This is a genomic window from Rhodopseudomonas sp. BR0C11 (assembly GCF_010820945.1).
Classification (GTDB): domain Bacteria; phylum Pseudomonadota; class Alphaproteobacteria; order Rhizobiales; family Xanthobacteraceae; genus Rhodopseudomonas; species Rhodopseudomonas palustris_H.
Genome location: NZ_QTKI01000052.1, coordinates 1 through 17992 on the forward strand (window position 1 = coordinate 1; position 17992 = coordinate 17992).

Below are 17992 nucleotides of genomic sequence, written 5' to 3' on the forward strand. Positions count from 1 at the left end.
CCTGCCCAACGCGCTGCCGCCGGTGATGGTCTATGCCAGCGTGGTGATGGCGGTGGCGATCCTGCTCGAGAGCGCGCTGGCCTTCCTGCGGCTGTCCGATCCGAATGTCGCCTCCTGGGGCAATCTGATCGGGCTCGGCCGCGACGTGTTGCGCGTCCAATGGTACGTCGCCGCGATCCCCGGCATTGCCATCTTGATCACCGTGCTGGCGGTGTCGCTGGTCGGCCAGGGCCTCAACGATGCGCTCAACCCGAGGCTGAAGGGCCGATGACCACGCCCGCAGTTCTCACGCTCGACCAACTCAGCGTCCGCCTGCCCGCCGGCGCCGACCGGTCGCACGCGGTGCGCGAAGCATCGCTGACGATCGCCGCCGGCGAAATCCTTTGCGTGGTCGGCGAGTCCGGCTCCGGCAAATCGATCATGGCGAACGCCGTGATGCAGCTCTTACCCGGCGGCGTCGCGCTCGATGGCGGCTGCGTGCTGTTCGAGGGGCGTGACCTTGCGCAGGCCAGCGCCGCGGAAATGCGCAAGGTTCGCGGCGCAGGCATCGCCATGGTGTTTCAGGAGCCGATGACCGCGCTCAATCCGCTGCGCACCATCGGTGATCAGATCGGTGAGATGTTCTCGATCCATACCGATCTGTCGAAGCGTGACATCAAGGCCAAGGTGCTGGCGCTGCTGACCGACGTGCGGATCCCCGATCCGGCGCGTGCCGCCGGCGCGTATCCACACGAGCTCTCCGGCGGCCAGCGCCAGCGCGCCATGATCGCGATGGCGCTGGCGCTCGATCCCAAGCTGCTGATCGCCGACGAACCAACGACTGCGCTCGACGTCACCACACAAGCGCAGATCCTCACTCTGATCCGCGAACTCCAAAGCCGGCGCAACACTGCGGTGCTGTTCATCACCCATGATTTCGGCGTCGTCGCCGAGATCGCCGATCGCGTCGTGGTGATGCAGCACGGCGTCATCGTCGAACAGGGCAAGGCCGACGACGTGCTGAACCGGCCACAGCATGCTTATACGCGACAACTGATCGCGGCGGTGCCGCCGCTGACCGCCCCGCCTCCGCGTCCGTTCGGCAGCGACACGATCCTGAGCATCGACAACGTATCGAAGACGTTCCGCACCGGCGGCTTTCTCGGCCGCGGCGCGCGCGTCACCGACGCGGTCAAGAACGTCTCGCTGAAATTGCCGAAGGGAGCGACCCTCGGCATCGTTGGCGAGAGCGGCTCCGGCAAGTCGACGCTGGCGCGCTGCATTATCCGGCTGCTCGATCCAGACGCGGGCTCGATCCTGCTGGACGGCCGTGACTGGGCGACGATGCCGCGCGAGCAGGTGCGGCGCGAAACGCGCCACATGCAGATGGTGTTTCAGGACCCGTTCGCCTCGCTCAATCCGCGGCACAAGGCCGAGGAACTGGTCGCGCAAGGCCCGATCATCCACGGCACGCCGCGCAAGCAGGCAATCGCCGAGGCGCGCAAACTGTTCGAGCTGGTCGGGCTCGACCCCGCCGCGGGCGACCGGTTGCCGCATGAATTTTCCGGCGGTCAGCGCCAGCGGATCGGCCTCGCACGCGCGCTGGCGCTGAAGCCCGACGTGCTGATCGCGGATGAAGCCGTATCGGCGCTCGACGTTTCGGTACAGGCGCAGGTTCTCAAGCTGCTGACCGACTTGCGCGAGCAACTTGGGCTGTCGATTATCTTCATCACCCATGATCTCCGCGTCGCCGCGCAGATCTGCGACCTCGTCGCCGTGATGAAGGACGGCGCTGTCGTCGAGCACGGCCCCGCCGGTGACGTCTTCAACGCCCCGCAGCACCCCTACACGCAAGCTCTGCTCGCCTCGATCCCTGGCGGAGATTTCGCGCGCTGCCACGCAGTGACCTAGCCGAGCTACGGACCAGATCGTCGCCTGCCGGCAGACACCACCTCCACGTGGATGGGGGCCGCTAGCCAGAATGCCGACAACGATCGATGATCCAACTGACAAGTCGCCCTTCTGCCTCCGACAACGGCTGCTCAACGAGGTGACAGAGGTAATAGTCTCGGCCGTCTTCAATCTGATGGTCGAAGAGGCGTGACAGCCCTCCTTCGTCGACAAAGACATCGACGAGCGAGGGACGCAGCAGAGCGATGCCCAGACCATCCAGCGCCGCCTGCAAGGCGAGATTGCCGTCCTCCACCAACAGCCCGGTGCCGGGCTCGCCCTCAATGTGGTGCAGATCCCACCATTGCTGCCAACCGCCGAAGTCCTGATCGTGAATCAGCGCGTAGTTCTGCAGCAATTTCGGATCGGTGGCCGCTTCCCGATGTCGGGCCAGGAACGCCCGGCTGCAATACGGCGCGATTGCGCCGGATAAAATCCGATGAGCCTTGTAGCCCTTCCAACTGCCCTCGCCGAACCGAACCGACAGATCCGCTGAATCGCTGACGTAGTTGCGATGGTGGGTGTAGGAGATGCTGAGATCGATATCCGGATTCCGATCCAGAAACTCCCGGATGTGACGGAACAGCCAGGCCCTGGCGAACAGCGGGATGACGCCGAGCCGAACCTGCGTACTTCGGCTGCCCTCCCGAAGCTGATCGGTCGCGCCGCGCAGGACGGCGAACGCGGTGCGAACCGAGTCGACCTCTCCGCCCTGCAGCGGCCGATCCCGGTGATCGCCCGCGTGCTGGGGGCCTGCCGCGCGGTCGGCATGCCGGTGATCCATACCCGCGAGACCTTCAAGCCCGACCTTTCGGACGTCCAGCCGCATCGGCTCTGGCGCGGCATCGACGGCAAGGGCGTGGCGGTCGGCGACGAGGGGCCGAAGGGGCGCTACCTGATCGAGGGTGCCGAGTGCTGGCAGATCATCCCGGAGCTCGCGCCGCAGGATGGAGAGCCGGTGTTCGACAAGCCGTCCTACGGCGCCTTCGGCTTCACCGGCATCGAGAAGTATCTGCGGGAGCGCGGTATCACAAACCTGATCCTGACCGGGCTCACCACCGATTGCTGCATCCACACCAATGTGCGCGAGGCGCTCGATCGCGGCTTCGACTGCCTGACGCTGGCGGACGGCACCGGCGCCTGTTTCGAGGCGGTGCACGAGGCAGCAATCCAGTTGCTGATCAAGAAAAGCGGCGTGTTCGGCGCCGTCGCCGAGAGTCCGGCGCTGCTCGAGGCGCTGCAGCGACTGCCGGTCGCGGAGGCGGCTTCATCATGAGTGAGGAGCAGGAACTCGGCATCCTCGCCCGCCGTCGGATCGAGGCCGGTGTCATCAAGCCGATCTACGAGACGCTATGTGCGCATCTCGGCAAGGAGCGCGCTCAATCGCTGATCGGCGAGGCCATTGCCAAGACCGCGGTCGAAGCCGGCCGCGACTTTGCGAGCCGCGTGCCGGGCGGAGCGGATATCCGCAGCTTCGCGGAGCTGCAAAGGCTGTGGACCCAGGACGACGCGCTGGAGGTCGAGGTCCTGCGCGCGGACGATCAGGGCTTCAGCTACGACGTGCATCGCTGCCGCTATGCCGAGATGTATCGCGAGATGGGTCTCGGCGAGATCGGTCATCTGCTGTCGTGCAACCGGGATGCCGGTTTCATCGAAGGCTACGATCCCCGCGTCGAGCTGACCCGCACAAGCACCCTGATGTCGGGCGGCGCGTGTTGCGATTTCCGATACGAAGTCAAAGCCGGCGCAAAGACGTAATCGGCCGGCGCGGCAGAACAGGTTCGTCCGCGCCTCGTCAGCCGATCTCCTTGGCATCCCGGTGCCGGTACAGCACCATCATCAGCGGCGCGAACGGACGCAGCAGTTCGTTCGCGGGGATCGGCGTCGGCTCGGTGAAGGGCATCGCCAGTTCGCCATCCGGCGCGCCGCGGACGGCTTTGGACAGTTCGCGGCCGAGCGCGACCGACAACGCCACGCCGCGGCCGTTGCAACCAGTCCAGCCGTAGGCGTTGGGACCGAGGCGGTGGATGTGTGGCAGGTAGTCCGTCGTCATGCCGATGAAGCCGTTCCAGACGTAGTCGAACCGCACCTCGCCGATCTGCGGCCACAACCTCTGCAGCCGCTTGCCGACCCGCGCCTTCAGCGTCGCGACCTGGTTGAACGGCCGGATGATGGCGCCGCCGGTGACGAAGCGGTTGCGCGCATCGAACCGTCCGAAGATCAACTCGCCATGGGTGTCGGACATCGCCTGGCGGCCCGGAATGATGGTCTTGCGCACATTGTCGCTGAGTGGCTGCGTCGCCATCTGCCACGACCGTACCGGCATGACCTCGCTGGCGATCGCCGGCGCCAACGTCTTGGAGAATTCGCCGGTGTAGGCGTTGCTGGCGACCACCAGCGCCCGACCGCTGATCTCGCCCTGTGCCGTCTTGACGATCCAGCGATTGCCCCGCCGCTCGATGCTCACCGCCGGCGAGCGCGCGAAGATACGGCCACCTTGCGCCAGCACGGCACGAGCTAGTCCGCGCGCCAGCGCCAGCGGATTGACGTGGCCGCCGGTCCTGTTCCAGAACCCGCCGAACCAGGCTTCGGAACCGAGCATGTCGCGCACTTGATCGCGTGACAGCAGCTCGACCGGCGCGCCGAACTTCGACCACTGCCGGAATCGTCGCTCGGCGATCTTGATGCGGCCCGGCGAATGCACCGGCTGCACCCAGCCGTTCTGCTCTTGCTCAGCGTCGACGCCGTGGCGTTTGGCGACATCGAACAGGATCGACGCGCTGTCGCGGATCAGCCCGACCAGCCGCTCGCCGGCCGCACCGTGCTTGGCGACGATGTCCTCCGGGTCAGGCCGCGACAACGTCGGAATCACCTGGCCATTGTTGCGACCGGATGCGCCCCAGCCGGGCTCCGCCGCCTCGACGACGGCGACATCGACGCCAGCCTCACGCAGATGCAGCGCCGTCGACAGCCCACTGAAGCCGCCGCCGATCACCACCACATCGGCCTCCTCCGCGCCATGTAAGGCCGGCAATTCTGGTCCGGGTCCGGTCACCGCATGCCAGAGAGATTTCGGCCAGGAGACATCGGTCGTTGTCATATCAATTGTTTCCGGTGATCGACGGATAAGGGGCGGTGCTGGCGGATTGTATTTTGCCGGGAGGCGATCCGTCTATTCTACTGCTATCGCCAGCGTTGGGACAGCCGACATCCAGTCATGCGCCGCCGCGCGCGCCGAGCACCGCATTCTCGGGTCACCCGCCTCCGATGCGCGCTGGTCTGTCCTGCTTGACGATCACACGCGACGGACCCTGCTTGCGCAGGGGCTTCTACGGCCCCGCGGCATGTCACGACATAGGCTCCTTTGGAGCCACCTCGCGACGTTCGCCGACGCTAGGCGCTGTGGCTGACGACAGTGGTGTAGATGCGTTCGAGGAGCGATAAAGCGCCGCGGTAGCCGACGTAACTCCTCGACAACACGACCTCATAGGAGGCAGGAAATCCGACTTCAATCAATGACCCTTTCATCTCCTTGACCAGGTCGCGCTCCCAAGTGGTTCCGAAGATGATCGGAGGCTTGTGGCCGAAGTCGGCATTCCTCAGCGCTTGGTGAATGGTGTAGCTGTCTTCGACAAACTCCACGTCGACCGAGACGTCGTCATCGATCGCACGGAATTCAGCCTGAATTGCTTCGCGATGCTCAACAGGCGGATCTTCGGTGACGATTTGCTTGGCCGGAATCAATCCAAGCTGCGTCACGAGGAATTTCGTCAGCGCCAGATTGTAGGCACTGTCACCGATCACCGCAAAGCGCGCCGGCAAGCCCCACCAATACTCTGAGTAAAAATCGGTAAATCCATCGATGTAGTTGTAGTATCGCTTCTCCTCCTTGGCGATGAACGCCTCGACCACATCGGCCGAGATGCCGGCGAATGCGGCCACCTTCCGCAAAAATGCGCCGCTCTCCCGCGCGCCGATCGGAACGACGGGAATGTGCAGATAAGGCTGCTCGTACCGGCGAGCGAGCAGCTCAGCCGTCGACAATCCAAGCCACGGCGACAGCACCAAATTGAACTGCGCGCGCGGGATGTTCCGCCACTCGCTCAATCCCTCGGAATCCGGGCCAAACAGCACATTGACGTTCAGGCCAATACCCTCCAGCAGCCGCTTGATCTCCTCGAGGTCGCCGCGCCAGAACGTGTTCTGATATGGCAGCAGCGACCAGAGATTGACCGTCCCCCGCTCCCGCACGCCGTCCCAGGGACCGAGATACTGTTCGATGATCGCGTGCGTCACCGCCTCGTGGCCGGTGAAATTGTTGCCGCGAAACCCTCCGGTCTCGGCATAAACGATCGGGACTCCCCGCTTCTGAAAATCACGGACCACCGATCCGACGTCGTCTCCGACGAGGTCCGGAATACAGCCGGTCAGCACGACGAACAAATCGGCATCCAAAACCAGCTGCGAAGATTCGATCAGTTCGCGCAAACGATCCGCGCCGCCGAAAATCACCTCGCGCTGCGATGCATTGGTGCTCGGAACGACCGGCCCACCCCCATAACCACTGCCTTGGAAGCCATTGTAGAAAGTGAGGTTCATGTACTGCTTGTCAGCACAGCCAGGCCCGCAATGCGTGATGGGCACCACCCTGGGGATCGCCGCAGCGGTCTGCATCGCGCCGATTGCGCACACATAGCGCACCAATTCGATCGCACCCGACTTGTCGGCATCGGGCGTGATTTCCGTCGGTCGCGACTTGAGGGCGAGGATAGCCATGATGTGTCCCTTTACGAGGCGGCTCGCGCGAGCGCGAACGGATCCTTCTGCGCCAGCCAGGATTGTTTGTATGGAAGGCTCACCCGCCTCGCGATATCCTTATGGAATTTGCGATGCTGGAGCGCGGCGAGGATCGATTCCCCGAGGTTCACCATGCCTTGATAGCCCAAGGCATGGTGCTCATCGCCGAGCGGAATGGCGGGAATTCCGAGGCGAGCGGCAAGTGGCGCCAACCCGTTGTGCCGGATGATAATGAAGTCCGGCTTCACCCGCTGAAGCAGATTGTAGAACTGGTACTGCTGACGATTGCCCACGGTGAAGTGGCGAACGTCGCCATAATTCTCGATCAGATGGCCGAGCGAGTCCTGCCTGGGATCCTCGCTGTCGTAGACCGGATCGTGGTGGAACACCAAGGAGCCATCCACCTCCACCCCGATCTCGCGAAGCACCCCGATCAGACCGTGAGAATAGGCCGAGCCGGTCGCCACATAGCCCTTGAGGCCTTTCAGTTTCGGCCGCAACTCATCGAGCAGCGGCTTGACCCGTGCATGCTCGCTGGCGATGTAATCTTCGGCTTGCGCCTCGCGGCCTGTGACACGGGCAAGCTCACGCAGCCACGCATCCGTCCCAGCAAACCCGTAGGGTTGTGGCGCCTTGATCTGCTCGACGCCGAACTCCTGCTCCAATGCCGTCGCCAGATAGGTGCCGAGCGTGTAACAAAAGCTGACGGTTGCGCGCGCCTCCGACATCTGCGCGAGTTCCTCGACCGTCGCCATGTCGACCACATAGTTCACACGCAGGCCGAGTTCGCCGAGCATCGGGCTGAAGACGTCTGTGCCCCACAGGTTGATCACGTTGATCAGATCGTCTTGGCGCTTCTCCGGGTTGCGGCGCACGATCTGCCGCAAAATGCCGTGCTGGGTCGCATCAAATCCGGTCGACCAGTGCTTGGATTTGAAGCCTTCGCAATGCAGCGGGATGATCGGGATGCCGAACTCGGCTTCGGCGGTCCGTGCAACGCTCTCGATGTCATCGCCGATGATGCCGCTGGCGCAGGACGTCGCGATGAACACCGCCTTGGGTTGGTGGCGTTCGACGGCCAGCCGGATCGCTTCGGCCAGCTTTTCGGCACCGCCATAGACCATGTCGCGTTCGCGCAGATTGGTCGAGATGAACCGAATGTTCTGGACCGGCAATCCACGCATCGCCAGGCCGTTGCGATAGATCGAATTATAGATCACCTGCCCCGCCCCACAGCCGATCGGCGAATGCTGGATCAGGACGGCGTCCCGGATATTGCCGGCCTGACACTCCACCATTTGCTCGCTGCAGACCGAACCCTGGGTAAACGGCCCTTCAAGCTCGCAAACCCGTCGCGCCTTGGTTCCGCAGCCGCCACAATCGCCGCGCGAAAACGCCGACTCGTCGGCCAGCTTCGACGCGGTACCGTCCCATCCGATGATGGTGCCGAGCCGCTGTTCGCGGGTCTCGACGCTCGATGTCTTCAGATTCAGAACCATTCTGCGCCTCTAAAGCTGGAGGGAAGAGTCAGCGACACCCTCGCGCGAATGCCGCCACAGCCGGGATCAGGCCACCTGCCGCTCCGCCTCGGCCCGTTCGGCAGCAACCAGATGGTCAGCCCAGCGCGCGGACCATTCGCGAAGCTGCTGCGGATTCAGCGGCGTCGGCACCTTCGACTCGGTGTGTTCGGCAATCCGGCGCGCCAGTTGCCGATAGACGTCGGCTTGTGCTGATTGCGGCGCGGCCTCAATGGTCGTCCGCCCGCTGAGCTCAGCCTGAGTCACGGTCAGCGAACGCGGAACGTACTGCACGATTGGCGTATCGGTATGCGCCGCAAAGTCATCGATCACCTCGCGCTGGAAGTCAGTGTTGATCGAGTTGGCGATGATCCCGCCGAGCAGCGCACCGCCGGAGTTCGAGAACCGCTCGATGCCACGAAACAGATTGTTGGCCGCATAGATCGCCATGAAGTCGGATGACGACACCGTGAACACATGTTCGGCGATGCCTTCGCGCACCGGCACGGCGAAGCCGCCGCACACGACGTCGCCGAGCACGTCGTAGATCACGATGTCCAGGTCCAGCTCTTCGAAGACCCGTTGCTGCTTGAGCAGTTCAACGGCTGTAATGATGCCCCGCCCTGCGCATCCGACGCCCGGTTGCGGGCCGCCGGCCTCGACGCAATAGATCCCACCGAAGCCTTGAAATATCGCCTCATAGGCATCCACGCGGCGGCGCTCGGCCAGAAGATCGAGGACCGACGGAATGTACTCTCCGCCACGGAGCGTGTTGGTCGAGTCCGCCTTCGGGTCGGCGCCGAACTGCATGACTTTATAGCCGGCCTCTGCAAGCGCGGCACTGATGTTGGACGTCGTGGTCGATTTCCCGATGCCGCCCTTGCCGTAGATCGCAATCTGCTTGAGTTGTTTCGCCATATGCCGTGTCTCCAGGTTGTGTCAGGAAGAAATCGACCTCAGCCGTGCGAAAAGGTCGGTTCGGCGACGATGTCGTGGCCATAGAGCTGCTGGGCGTAATCGCTGACGCCGGGAATGCCGCAGGCATCGGCCCTGCACCGCTGGCAATGGGTGAACACCCGCAGATACTTCTCCGCTGCGACCCGAGCCGCGTATCGCATGAGCATTCCAGGCGGCTTCAGATGCGCGAAGCCGTGCTGCGGGATCAGCGGAATGATGTTGATGAGATTCGCGCCGGCCGCCGCGACGCGTTCGGCGACGGCTTCGATGTGATGGTCGTTGACCGTCGGAATCAGCACGGTGTTGACCTTGACGGTCAGACCGTGGGCGGCGGCGCGGGCAATCCCCTCGAATTGATTGGCGATCAGTCGCTCGCCGGCGACGACGCCGTTCAATCGCTTCCGTTGCCACGCGATCTTCGGCGTCACCTGCGCTTGGATCTGCGGATCGACCGCGTTGACCGTCACCGTCAGTGTCGAAATCCCGAGCGCCGCGATCTCATCGATGCGGTCCGGCAGCATCAGACCATTGGTCGATAGACAGAGGACCAACTCGGGCCAACGCTCGCGGACCAACGCGAACGTCTGAAGCGCATGCGGCGTCGCCAGCGGATCACCAGGCCCGGCGATGCCGACTACGTTGATGGACGGGCAGAGCTCGAGCGCCCTCGCGACAATGGCCACCGCCTGCTGAGGCGCCAGTAGACGCGTGGCGACACCGGGACGCTGATCACGCCGGTTGAAGTCACGAATACAGAACGCGCAATCGATATTGCACCCCGGACTCACCGGCAGATGGAGACGCGCCGCGCGCGCGTGCCCCTCGGCCGTCGTGCTGAAACAAGGATGTCGACCTTCCAACTCCGGAAAGGCCGGTGCCGTCGCGGCCATCCGCATTGCCTGGGCCGCGCAGTTTTGGCCGGTCTGGGTCACGATGCAAGACGCTCCAGCACAGCAGATCTCGCTCCAACACAACGACGGACGACGTCGCACCGCTGCTCAAAGACGGCACGGCCCTGACTAGAACGACCAACGGGAACCGATGACAACGCTGCCGGTCGCGCGCCTTCTTTCACCAGACCTGTCAGCAACACGACCTCCCCCACAGGCGCGCCTCGTGTCCCCGACACTCTCATCCGAGTTCCTTTCTGCCATCCTCGATCGTCGCGATCATCGCGTCGCCGACGGCATCAACTAACAACTCATAGCTGTGTGAATTACCGTATTCTTGCGAGGATTGGCTTTCATAGTCCGCCAACTCGCATCCGCATCGTTCTCTGAAATACGCGGACAGGCGAATTTGCAACTACGGTTGATTGCAATTGGTACGTGCTAACCGCTTTGCGCGAGATCTGCTGCTGACGACCCTTGCGTCGATTCTTACGACGCGGTGTCGAAGCTGCTGCGCAAGCAGCACTGCTCACGCGCCGCCTATTGCGAACGTGGCGTTGTCGCCGTGAGACTGGCGGACGTCATCGCGACGCCGATCCAGAACGTTCCCCACCAATAGCTCGCAACTACTGACGGATGCGACGCGCGACAGAGCGAACGCGCGAGCTCGCACACCGACGAGTTGCCGACGAGGCAGGTTGCGGCCTCCGAGGCACTCAAGTACGAGAACCTTACGACATCGCCAAACGTGATCCACCACCATCCCACTGCGCTGACCAGCATCAACGCTCCGAACGCCAACAATGCGCGGCCGACCATGGTCATCGGATCACGTCGCAACACCCAGCGTACTGAGAATTTGGCGGCGCAGCTCGACCAGCACCGGATCGTCGCGGTGTCGGGGATAGGGTTCGTCGAACAGAAATTCAGCTTTGATCCGAGCCGGTCTTTCGCCGAACACCAGAATACGGGAGGCCAGCAACAGCGCCTCCTCGACATCGTGCGTGACCAGGATCGCGGTGAACCTCTTCTTTTGCCACAGCCGCACCAGCTCGTCCTGCAACGTCAATCGCGTGAGCGAGTCGAGCTTGCCGAGCGGTTCATCCAACAGCAGCAGCGACGGATCGTTGACCAAGGCGCGTGCCAAGGACGCCCGTTGCGCCATGCCGCCGGATAGCTGATGCGGATAAGCCGTTGCGAAGCCATCAAGGCCGACGAGTGCCAGTGCTTCAGCGACCCGGGAGCGCTGCAGCTTGAGAACGCCTCTCGCTTCGAGCCCGGTCGCCACGTTGGTCCACACGTTCGCCCACGGGAACAGGGTCGGATCCTGAAACACCAGATTGCGGGATGGGTCCGGCGCTGTCACGCGCTCACCATCAGCGAAGATCGTGCCGCTCGACGGCGGTTCTAGGCCGGCTATCAGGCGCAGCAATGTCGACTTTCCGCAGCCCGAGGGGCCGAGCAACGCGACGAAGTCTCCAGGAGCGACGTCCAGATCGATCGTGTCGAGGACCGGCAAGCTCGTTCCAGACAGATTGAAACGGTGGCTGACACCTCGGATCTCGAGCGCCATCCCGTCGCTGTCGACGTCAGCCGGGATCGTCTTTGGAGAGGCGGAGTGAACCAGCACAAGATCGGCCATCAGATGAAACCCTCCTGCCAATTCAACAGGCGATCCCGCACCACGAACAGCAGACGAATAATCCCGGCGCAGAGCAGCGCCATGATCAACAGCGCGGCATAGACATTGGCATATCCCGAATAGGCCGTTTGGAATTGGATGTACCAGCCGAGCCCGTATTTGGCGCCGAGCATCTCTGCAACGACCAACACCGCAAAGGAATAGTACAGCGCCATGAACAGACCCACGAAGACGTGGGGCATTGCCGCCGGGATCGCGACGCGGCGAATGAGATAGCGGCTGTCCGCGCCGAGAATGCGGCCGACATCGTAATAGGCGCGGTTCACGGATCCCACCCCCGATGCGGTGAGGATCGCCACCGGAATTCCGGAGGCCAGCGCCACGATGAAGATGCTCGCGCCGAACGTCGTGGGGAAGAAGTAGAAGGTGCAGGGAATCCACGCAGTGGCCGGGACCGGTCCGATCAGCTTCAGCAGCGGCATGCCCCAATAGCTAAACCGCCGCGACCATCCCAGGGCCACCCCGACTCCGTAACCGACGATGATGCCCGACAGGAATCCCAAGGCCCAAAGCCGAAGCGTATAGCCGATGCAGATCAGCAGCCGCGAGCCGTCGGTGACGTAAACATTGAGAAGTCCGTGAGGCGGCGAAAAGAACGGCTTAGGCAGCCAACCGAACTTCGCTGTCGTCAGTTCCCAGACTGCCAGCCAAATGCCTACGACGATCACCCATGGGCCGTAGTGGACCAGCACCTCCCCTGCACGTCCCAGCCGATGCACGATGACCGACAGGGTGAGGAATATCGCCGCGACACCGGCCGTGATCCACGCGAACAGCGATGCACTTCCCCAAGGGACGACGTCGGGTAGCCCGATTGTGACGAGTGCAGCGGCGAGCCAAGCTGCGGCGGCGAGCAGCCCGTCCCGCCAGAGGCCGTTGACCGCAGCGACGTGGCCGACAACCGCCTCGTCCCCGGCGGCCTGAATGGCATCGGTCATAACTGCGCCCTCAAGCCAGCAGATTGACGGTCACACGTTCGGCAAAGGCTTTGGGATCCGTGCTGGAATCGAGGACTTTGACGAGCTTCAAATCCTCCGAACTCTTCTGGATCTGATCAACCAGCGGCTGTCCTATCGGGTGATTGTGCAGGACGAACGAACCGAGGATCTCGGTCAGTTCCGCATGCGTCAGCCCCGCGGGCTTCAATGCGTCCAGATACCATTGCGCGGCTTCGTCGGCATGATCCGCGACGTAGTCGTGCACTTCGATGTTGGCAATCGCCAACCGGCGGAGTGCGTCTTTGTTCGCCTTGAGGAAGGCGCCATTGGCGCCCAGCACGCAGCAGGTGTGCCCTTCGTACACGCCCGTCTGGGTGTCTGCGATCTTGGTGAGCCCGAACTTTTTCTCGATCGAGAACGCCCACGGGTCAAGATGAGCCGCAATGTCGGCGTCACCGCGGTTGACCGCCTCGCCCACCAGATCGAATGGAACGACCTTCCACGTCACGTCATTCTCCGGGTCGATGCCAGCCTTCGCCAGCGTAACCTGGAACGCGACCTTCGGCGGCGACACGACGTCGTAGCTGGCGATCGTCTTGCCCTTGACGCCGGCAAGGTCCTTGATGCCCGACGCCGGCGAGGCCAGCAGACGCTGGCAGCCGCCGTGCGAACCGACGAACAGCTTGACGTCGAAGCCCTGCTCCAGAGGCTTGAGCCAATCGCCGATCAGTCCCGCTCCGACATCAGCCTTGCCGGTCGCGAGAGCCTGGATCAGGGTCTGCCCGCTGGCTCCCTGATAGAACAGCTCGACGTCGACATTGTGCTTCGCATAGAGCCCCTTGGCCACACCGAAACCGAGTGGCGAATGGCAGGCTGCGACCTCCGTCCAGGCCAGGCGGATCTTGGGTGCAGGTGCAGCAACCGCAGGCGAATAGATCTTTCCAGCCAACGCGCCGGCCGAAACGACCAGCCCCGCGGCGCCGGTCGTCTTGAGCAAATGACGCCGGGACAGACCGCCAACCTTCTTCGATTGCGCCATCAAACGCCTCCGATGCTTCAAACAAAAATTCGAAAATTCCGCTCGATCGGATCGAGTTGGCCCCGTGACCAACCAAATGAATTAGTCCAGTTCGCGGCAGCGTAGGATCAGAGCGAGAAAACGCCGCTCACTCGTTGCTATTCCCCGACCGCGAACGTATTCGCTCGTCAATGATGCCGGCGGCCACACCGGTTGTCGAGACGGCGACAAAAATAGCAACACGGGAACTACTGCACTCATAATCGATACAATGTTCATATCGCGTGGCGAGTTGTGATAGCAGTTTTGTGCTCGCCACCGCTTCATCAAATCCGCGCCCGCATTCGAGTACCGCACCAAGATAGAGAGATGATTGGCCGAGTAGAACGGCAGCGATTGATCCAGTCTGATACGGTTGGTCTCACTACCGACACAGCAAGCGTTCGCCGGCAGTGATACTTCGATCCATGAGGCGAAACGGCATCGCGGAGCCGATCCGGAGTGATCAGCGCCCGTTGGATGAGCCGAGCCGCTGCTCCAGCCAGAGGCTGTAGCGCGAGCCACCATAGCCCATGACGAAATAGACGAACGCCACCACCAGGAAAGACTCCTTGTAGTAGCCGAGCCATTCCGGATCGGCCGCCGCAGCTTTCGCCGCGCTCAGAATGTCCATGATCCCGATCACCGCGAGCAGCGACGTCGCGAGCAGAAAGCCGATACCGAGATTGACCAGGCCGGGCACGACGGCCCTCAGCGCCTGCGGCAGCACGACGAGACGCATCGCCCGCCAGTAGCCCAACCCAAGTGCCAGCGCTGCTTCCTCCTGCCCCTTCGGCACGGCCTGCAGGCCGCCGCGCACGACCTCGGCAACGTAGGCGGTCCAGAATAGCGCGACCATCACGATCGCACGCGGCAGCTTGTCCAGCGGAACGCTGCCCGGCAGTGCCATCGGCAGAATCAACGTGGCGAAGTACAGGATGGCGACCATCGGGATCGCCCGCATCAGTTCGATGTAACCGATGGCGAGCCAGCTTACGACCCGCATCCGGGACCGCCGCGCCAGCGACAGCAGCACGGCGATCGGCACCGACGTGGTGAAACAGATCATCCACACCAGCAACGTGATCGGAAGCCCACCCCATTGGTTGGAGGACACCACACTTCCGCCCGGCAGGCCGCTCATCAGCGCCAGACAGACACCGATCACGACCGGCCACGCCACGACGAGGCGGGCGCTCCACAGGCGCGGCATCGCGCTCGCGAGCAGCAGGGCGATCAGCAGCCCACACACCACGACGGGGCGCCACAGCCCATCGGCGGGATAGAACGCGAACAGGAAGAACCGCAGCTTGGCGGCGACGAACGCCCAGCATGCGCCGCCCCGCGCCGCGCACTCGGCCGAGCTGCCTTGCCACGTCGCGTCGAGCAGCAGCCAACGCAGCAGTGGCACCCCGAGCCACACGATCAGCACCAAGACAGCGAATGTCACAAGCGCGCGACGCCAACCGCCGAACAGCGCTGCAACCGGCTTCGGCCAGTCGAAGCTGCGTCGCTGCGATAGGGTCTCCTGGAATTCGAACGCGTTCAAGCCGGCCGCCCTCCCCGCATCGCGACGCGCGCATTGTAGAGGTTCATCACCGCTGAGACCGACAGGTTCAGGGCCAGATACAGTGCCACCACGATCAGCAGTGCCTCGAGCGCCTGCCCGGTCGTGTTGGCGGTGGTGTTGGTGATGTTCATCAGGTCCGGATAGCCGATCGCCACCGCGAGGCTGGAATCCTTGATGACGTCGAGATAGCACGAGGTCGCCAGCGGCGTGATCACGCGGAGCGCCTGCGGCAACACCACTAGCCGAATGATCTGCAATTCGCTCAGCCCGAGGGCTCGCGCGGCATCCCATTGCTCGCGCCGCACCGACAAGATGCCGGCGCGGACGATTTCGGCGAAGATCGCAGCGAACTTCACCGTCAGCCCGACGAGCAACGCGGCGAATTCCGGCGTCAGGCTGGTACCACCCTGAATATTGAATCCCTGCACCGCCGGGCTGTGCAGCGAAATCCGGAAGCCGCTGGTGTAAATCACGACCGCGAGCACGAGCATTGCCACCATACCGAGCGGTAGCGGCGCCAGCGGACCGCGCGCTCGACTCCGCCACATCAACGCCAGCCAGCCGAGCAGGATCGCCGCGATTGCCGTGATCGCCATCCACGATCCCTCGGCAACAATGACGCTCGGCAGATAGACGCCGCGATTGGTCAGGAACACACAGTCGAACCACACCACGGCGCGGCGTGGCGGCGGCAGCGCGTGGGCCAGCCCAATCCAGAAGAACAGTTGCAGCAGCAGCGGCGTGTTGCGCACGACCTCGATCGACCAGCGGACGAGACCTGACAGCACCGGATGGCCTGCTAGCCGCATCAGCGCCAGCGCGACACCCAGCACGGTCGCGAGTATGCAGCTCACCACCGCGACCTTCGCGGTGTTAAGGACGCCGACGGCGATCGCACGCGCGTAGCTGTCGCCGGCCCGGAACGGGATCGCGCTCTCGCCGATTTCGAAATTGGCTGCGCGCTCCAGGAAGTCAAATCCGGGCGTCAGGCCGATCCTCGCCATGGTGGCGGCGATGTTCGATCCCAAAACGGCGACGAGGACCACGACCGCGACCAACACGGCGAGTTGAACCGCCAGTCGCGGCCCGAGCGAATTCGACAGCCACGCTCGCGGGCGGCGCCGGGGGCGTTCGAGCGCAGACACGGCGACCGCCGCGCGTTACATCAGCGGAACGACGGCGAGTACAACAAGCCGCCCTGGGTCCACAGCCGATTGTAGCCGCGCTCCCAGCCGAGCGGTTTGAGGTGCCGATCGAAGATCTCGCCGTAATTGCCGACCGTCTTGATGATCGTATAGGCCCATTTCGGATCGAGCCCGATCGACTCGGCGAGCGACGGATCGACGCCGAGGAACCGCCGGATCGACGGATCGTCGGACTTGAGGAAGTCGTCGACGTTCTTCGACGTGATCCCCCACTCCTCGGCCTGGATCGTGGCGTTGACCGTCCAGGTGACGATCTCGAGCCAGCGATCGTCACCGCCTGCAACCGCCGGCGCCAGCGGCTCCTTCGACAACCGCTCCGGCAGAATCACGTAGTCGCCCGGCTTCTTCAGCTGGGTCTGCTTGGCCGCGAGGTCGGAAGCATCCTGGGTCAGGCCGTCGACGCGACCCGAGTCGAGAGCCGCAATGAATTCGCTGGTGTCCTCGATCGTCACCGGCGTGAATTTGTGCCGGTGCTTGCGGAAATAGTCGGCGATGTTCAATTCGCCGGTGGTGCCGCTTTGGATTCCGATTGTCGCGCCGTCGAGTTGCGACGCCGAGGTCACGCCGAGGTCCTTGCGCACCAGGATGCCCTGGCCGTCGTAGAAGATGGTCGGACCGAAATGAAAGCCGAGCTTGAACGCACGCGTGATGGTGACGGTGACGCCAGGCAGCAGCACGTCGAACTCGCCCGATTGAAGCGCCGGGAGACGCTGCTGCGGCGACGAACTGGTAAACTGCACCTTGTCGGGATCTCCGAACACGGTGACAGCCAGCGCCCGGCCGAAGTCGACGAAGAAGCCTTGCCAGCGGCCATTCGAATCCGGCGCGAAATAGCCAGGCGTCGTTCCGACGCCGACCTTGATCACCCCTCGGGATTTGATGCGGTCCAGCGTCGGCCCGGCCGTTGCGGCGCTCGACACCAGAGCAAGGACGACCGCGAGCGCAGCGCCAACCGAGGTTGTCCGTCGCACATGCTGAAACATGACAGGATTCTCCAGCTATCGGGGTGCCGTTGCTAATCCCGCGTGAAGGTCACGGGGCGGCTGTATTCGTAAGGCGCGATGTCGGCGAACGCCGCCCGTCGCGCCTTGGCATGATCGTCGACCGTGCGCCAAGAGCCGCCGATCAGCGCCGCGGTGCGCTCTTCGCCCCGATATGGATTCCACTCCGCGATCGCCGTGGTGGTGGGACGTCCGCTGCGTGCAAAGCTCGTCCAGATCTCGCCGATCCGATCCCGCACATTCAAGCGGTCCTGGCTGTCGCCGATCAGCGGCGCGGCGGCATCGAGCGTCCCCAAAATGAACGGAACCTCGGCGGTGTGCGGCGAGCCCAGCACGCCGTCGCGCGCCGGAGATCGCCAGTCGAACCGATAGGCGGACACCGGGGCCTTGCCCTGTGCGGCCTTCCGGTCGGCGACCCGCAGCGCCGGC

The 17992-nt window shown here is 63.6% G+C and carries 17 protein-coding genes; 4 read left to right on the forward strand and 13 right to left on the reverse strand.

The window, feature by feature from the left end; genetic code table 11:
- Together DYI24_RS06755 and DYI24_RS06760 are read left to right on the forward strand one after the other, a co-directional pair.
- Nucleotides 1-271 (forward strand): ABC transporter permease subunit (locus tag DYI24_RS06755; protein ID WP_164571732.1); only part of this gene is annotated, 271 nt, incomplete at its 5' end.
- Nucleotides 268-1890, forward strand: coding sequence for an ABC transporter ATP-binding protein (locus DYI24_RS06760; protein WP_164571733.1), 1623 nt, complete (start codon nucleotides 268-270; stop codon nucleotides 1888-1890). The genes DYI24_RS06755 and DYI24_RS06760, both read left to right, overlap by 4 nt.
- Nucleotides 1891-1951: 61 nt before the next feature.
- On the opposite strand, the gene DYI24_RS06765 is transcribed toward DYI24_RS06760, so the two are convergent.
- A complete protein-coding gene (locus tag DYI24_RS06765) occupies nucleotides 1952-2713 on the reverse strand; it encodes a LysR substrate-binding domain-containing protein (protein ID WP_246701182.1) in 762 nt (253 codons plus the stop codon).
- Here DYI24_RS06765 and DYI24_RS06770 point away from each other — a divergent pair.
- Nucleotides 2672-3205, forward strand: a complete 534-nt coding sequence (locus DYI24_RS06770) for a cysteine hydrolase family protein (protein ID WP_349627747.1) — start codon at nucleotides 2672-2674, stop codon at nucleotides 3203-3205. The two genes, DYI24_RS06765 and DYI24_RS06770, sit on opposite strands and share 42 nt — an antisense overlap.
- Nucleotides 3202-3687 (forward strand): L-2-amino-thiazoline-4-carboxylic acid hydrolase, encoded by a 486-nt coding sequence (locus DYI24_RS06775; protein ID WP_164571734.1) that lies wholly within the window; start codon nucleotides 3202-3204, stop codon nucleotides 3685-3687. Before DYI24_RS06770 ends, DYI24_RS06775 begins: the two co-directional genes overlap by 4 nt.
- Before the next feature lie 37 nt (nucleotides 3688-3724).
- Here the strand turns inward: DYI24_RS06775 and DYI24_RS06780 are convergent, their stop codons facing one another.
- From DYI24_RS06780 to DYI24_RS06835, 12 genes are all read right to left on the reverse strand, one after another.
- Nucleotides 3725-5029 carry an NAD(P)/FAD-dependent oxidoreductase gene (locus DYI24_RS06780; RefSeq protein ID WP_164571735.1) on the reverse strand — a complete coding sequence of 435 codons (1305 nt, stop codon included), beginning with the start codon at nucleotides 5027-5029 and terminating at the stop codon, nucleotides 3725-3727.
- 293 nt (nucleotides 5030-5322) lie between these two features.
- Nucleotides 5323-6705, reverse strand: a complete 1383-nt coding sequence (locus tag DYI24_RS06785; protein ID WP_164571736.1) for a nitrogenase component 1 — start codon at nucleotides 6703-6705, stop codon at nucleotides 5323-5325.
- 11 nt (nucleotides 6706-6716) lie between these two features.
- Nucleotides 6717-8225, reverse strand: coding sequence for a nitrogenase component 1 (locus DYI24_RS06790; protein WP_164571737.1), 1509 nt, complete (start codon nucleotides 8223-8225; stop codon nucleotides 6717-6719).
- Between the two features lie 66 nt (nucleotides 8226-8291).
- Nucleotides 8292-9161 (reverse strand): nucleotide-binding protein, encoded by an 870-nt coding sequence (locus DYI24_RS06795; RefSeq protein WP_011158185.1) that lies wholly within the window; start codon nucleotides 9159-9161, stop codon nucleotides 8292-8294.
- A gap of 38 nt (nucleotides 9162-9199) precedes the next feature.
- On the reverse strand, nucleotides 9200-10132 hold the full coding sequence (locus tag DYI24_RS06800) for a radical SAM protein (protein ID WP_349627748.1): 933 nt from the start codon (nucleotides 10130-10132) through the stop codon (nucleotides 9200-9202).
- A 787-nt stretch (nucleotides 10133-10919) separates the two neighbouring features.
- On the reverse strand, nucleotides 10920-11732 hold the full coding sequence (locus DYI24_RS06805) for an ABC transporter ATP-binding protein (protein WP_164571738.1): 813 nt from the start codon (nucleotides 11730-11732) through the stop codon (nucleotides 10920-10922).
- Nucleotides 11732-12730, reverse strand: a complete 999-nt coding sequence (locus DYI24_RS06810; RefSeq protein ID WP_164571739.1) for an ABC transporter permease — start codon at nucleotides 12728-12730, stop codon at nucleotides 11732-11734. Before DYI24_RS06810 ends, DYI24_RS06805 begins: the two co-directional genes overlap by 1 nt.
- A 10-nt stretch (nucleotides 12731-12740) precedes the next feature.
- The gene (locus DYI24_RS06815; protein ID WP_164571740.1) at nucleotides 12741-13769 is read right to left on the reverse strand and encodes an ABC transporter substrate-binding protein; all 1029 of its coding nucleotides are present in this window, start codon (nucleotides 13767-13769) and stop codon (nucleotides 12741-12743) included.
- Between the two features lie 484 nt (nucleotides 13770-14253).
- Nucleotides 14254-15336 carry an amino acid ABC transporter permease gene (locus tag DYI24_RS06820; RefSeq protein WP_164571741.1) on the reverse strand — a complete coding sequence of 361 codons (1083 nt, stop codon included), beginning with the start codon at nucleotides 15334-15336 and terminating at the stop codon, nucleotides 14254-14256.
- Nucleotides 15333-16502, reverse strand: coding sequence for an amino acid ABC transporter permease (locus DYI24_RS06825; protein WP_164571742.1), 1170 nt, complete (start codon nucleotides 16500-16502; stop codon nucleotides 15333-15335). The genes DYI24_RS06820 and DYI24_RS06825 overlap by 4 nt, the downstream gene beginning before the upstream one ends.
- A gap of 20 nt (nucleotides 16503-16522) precedes the next feature.
- Nucleotides 16523-17545 carry an amino acid ABC transporter substrate-binding protein gene (locus DYI24_RS06830; protein WP_164571743.1) on the reverse strand — a complete coding sequence of 341 codons (1023 nt, stop codon included), beginning with the start codon at nucleotides 17543-17545 and terminating at the stop codon, nucleotides 16523-16525.
- A gap of 32 nt (nucleotides 17546-17577) precedes the next feature.
- On the reverse strand, nucleotides 17578-17992 hold a 415-nt coding region (locus DYI24_RS06835; protein ID WP_164571744.1), incomplete at its 5' end, for a carboxylesterase family protein.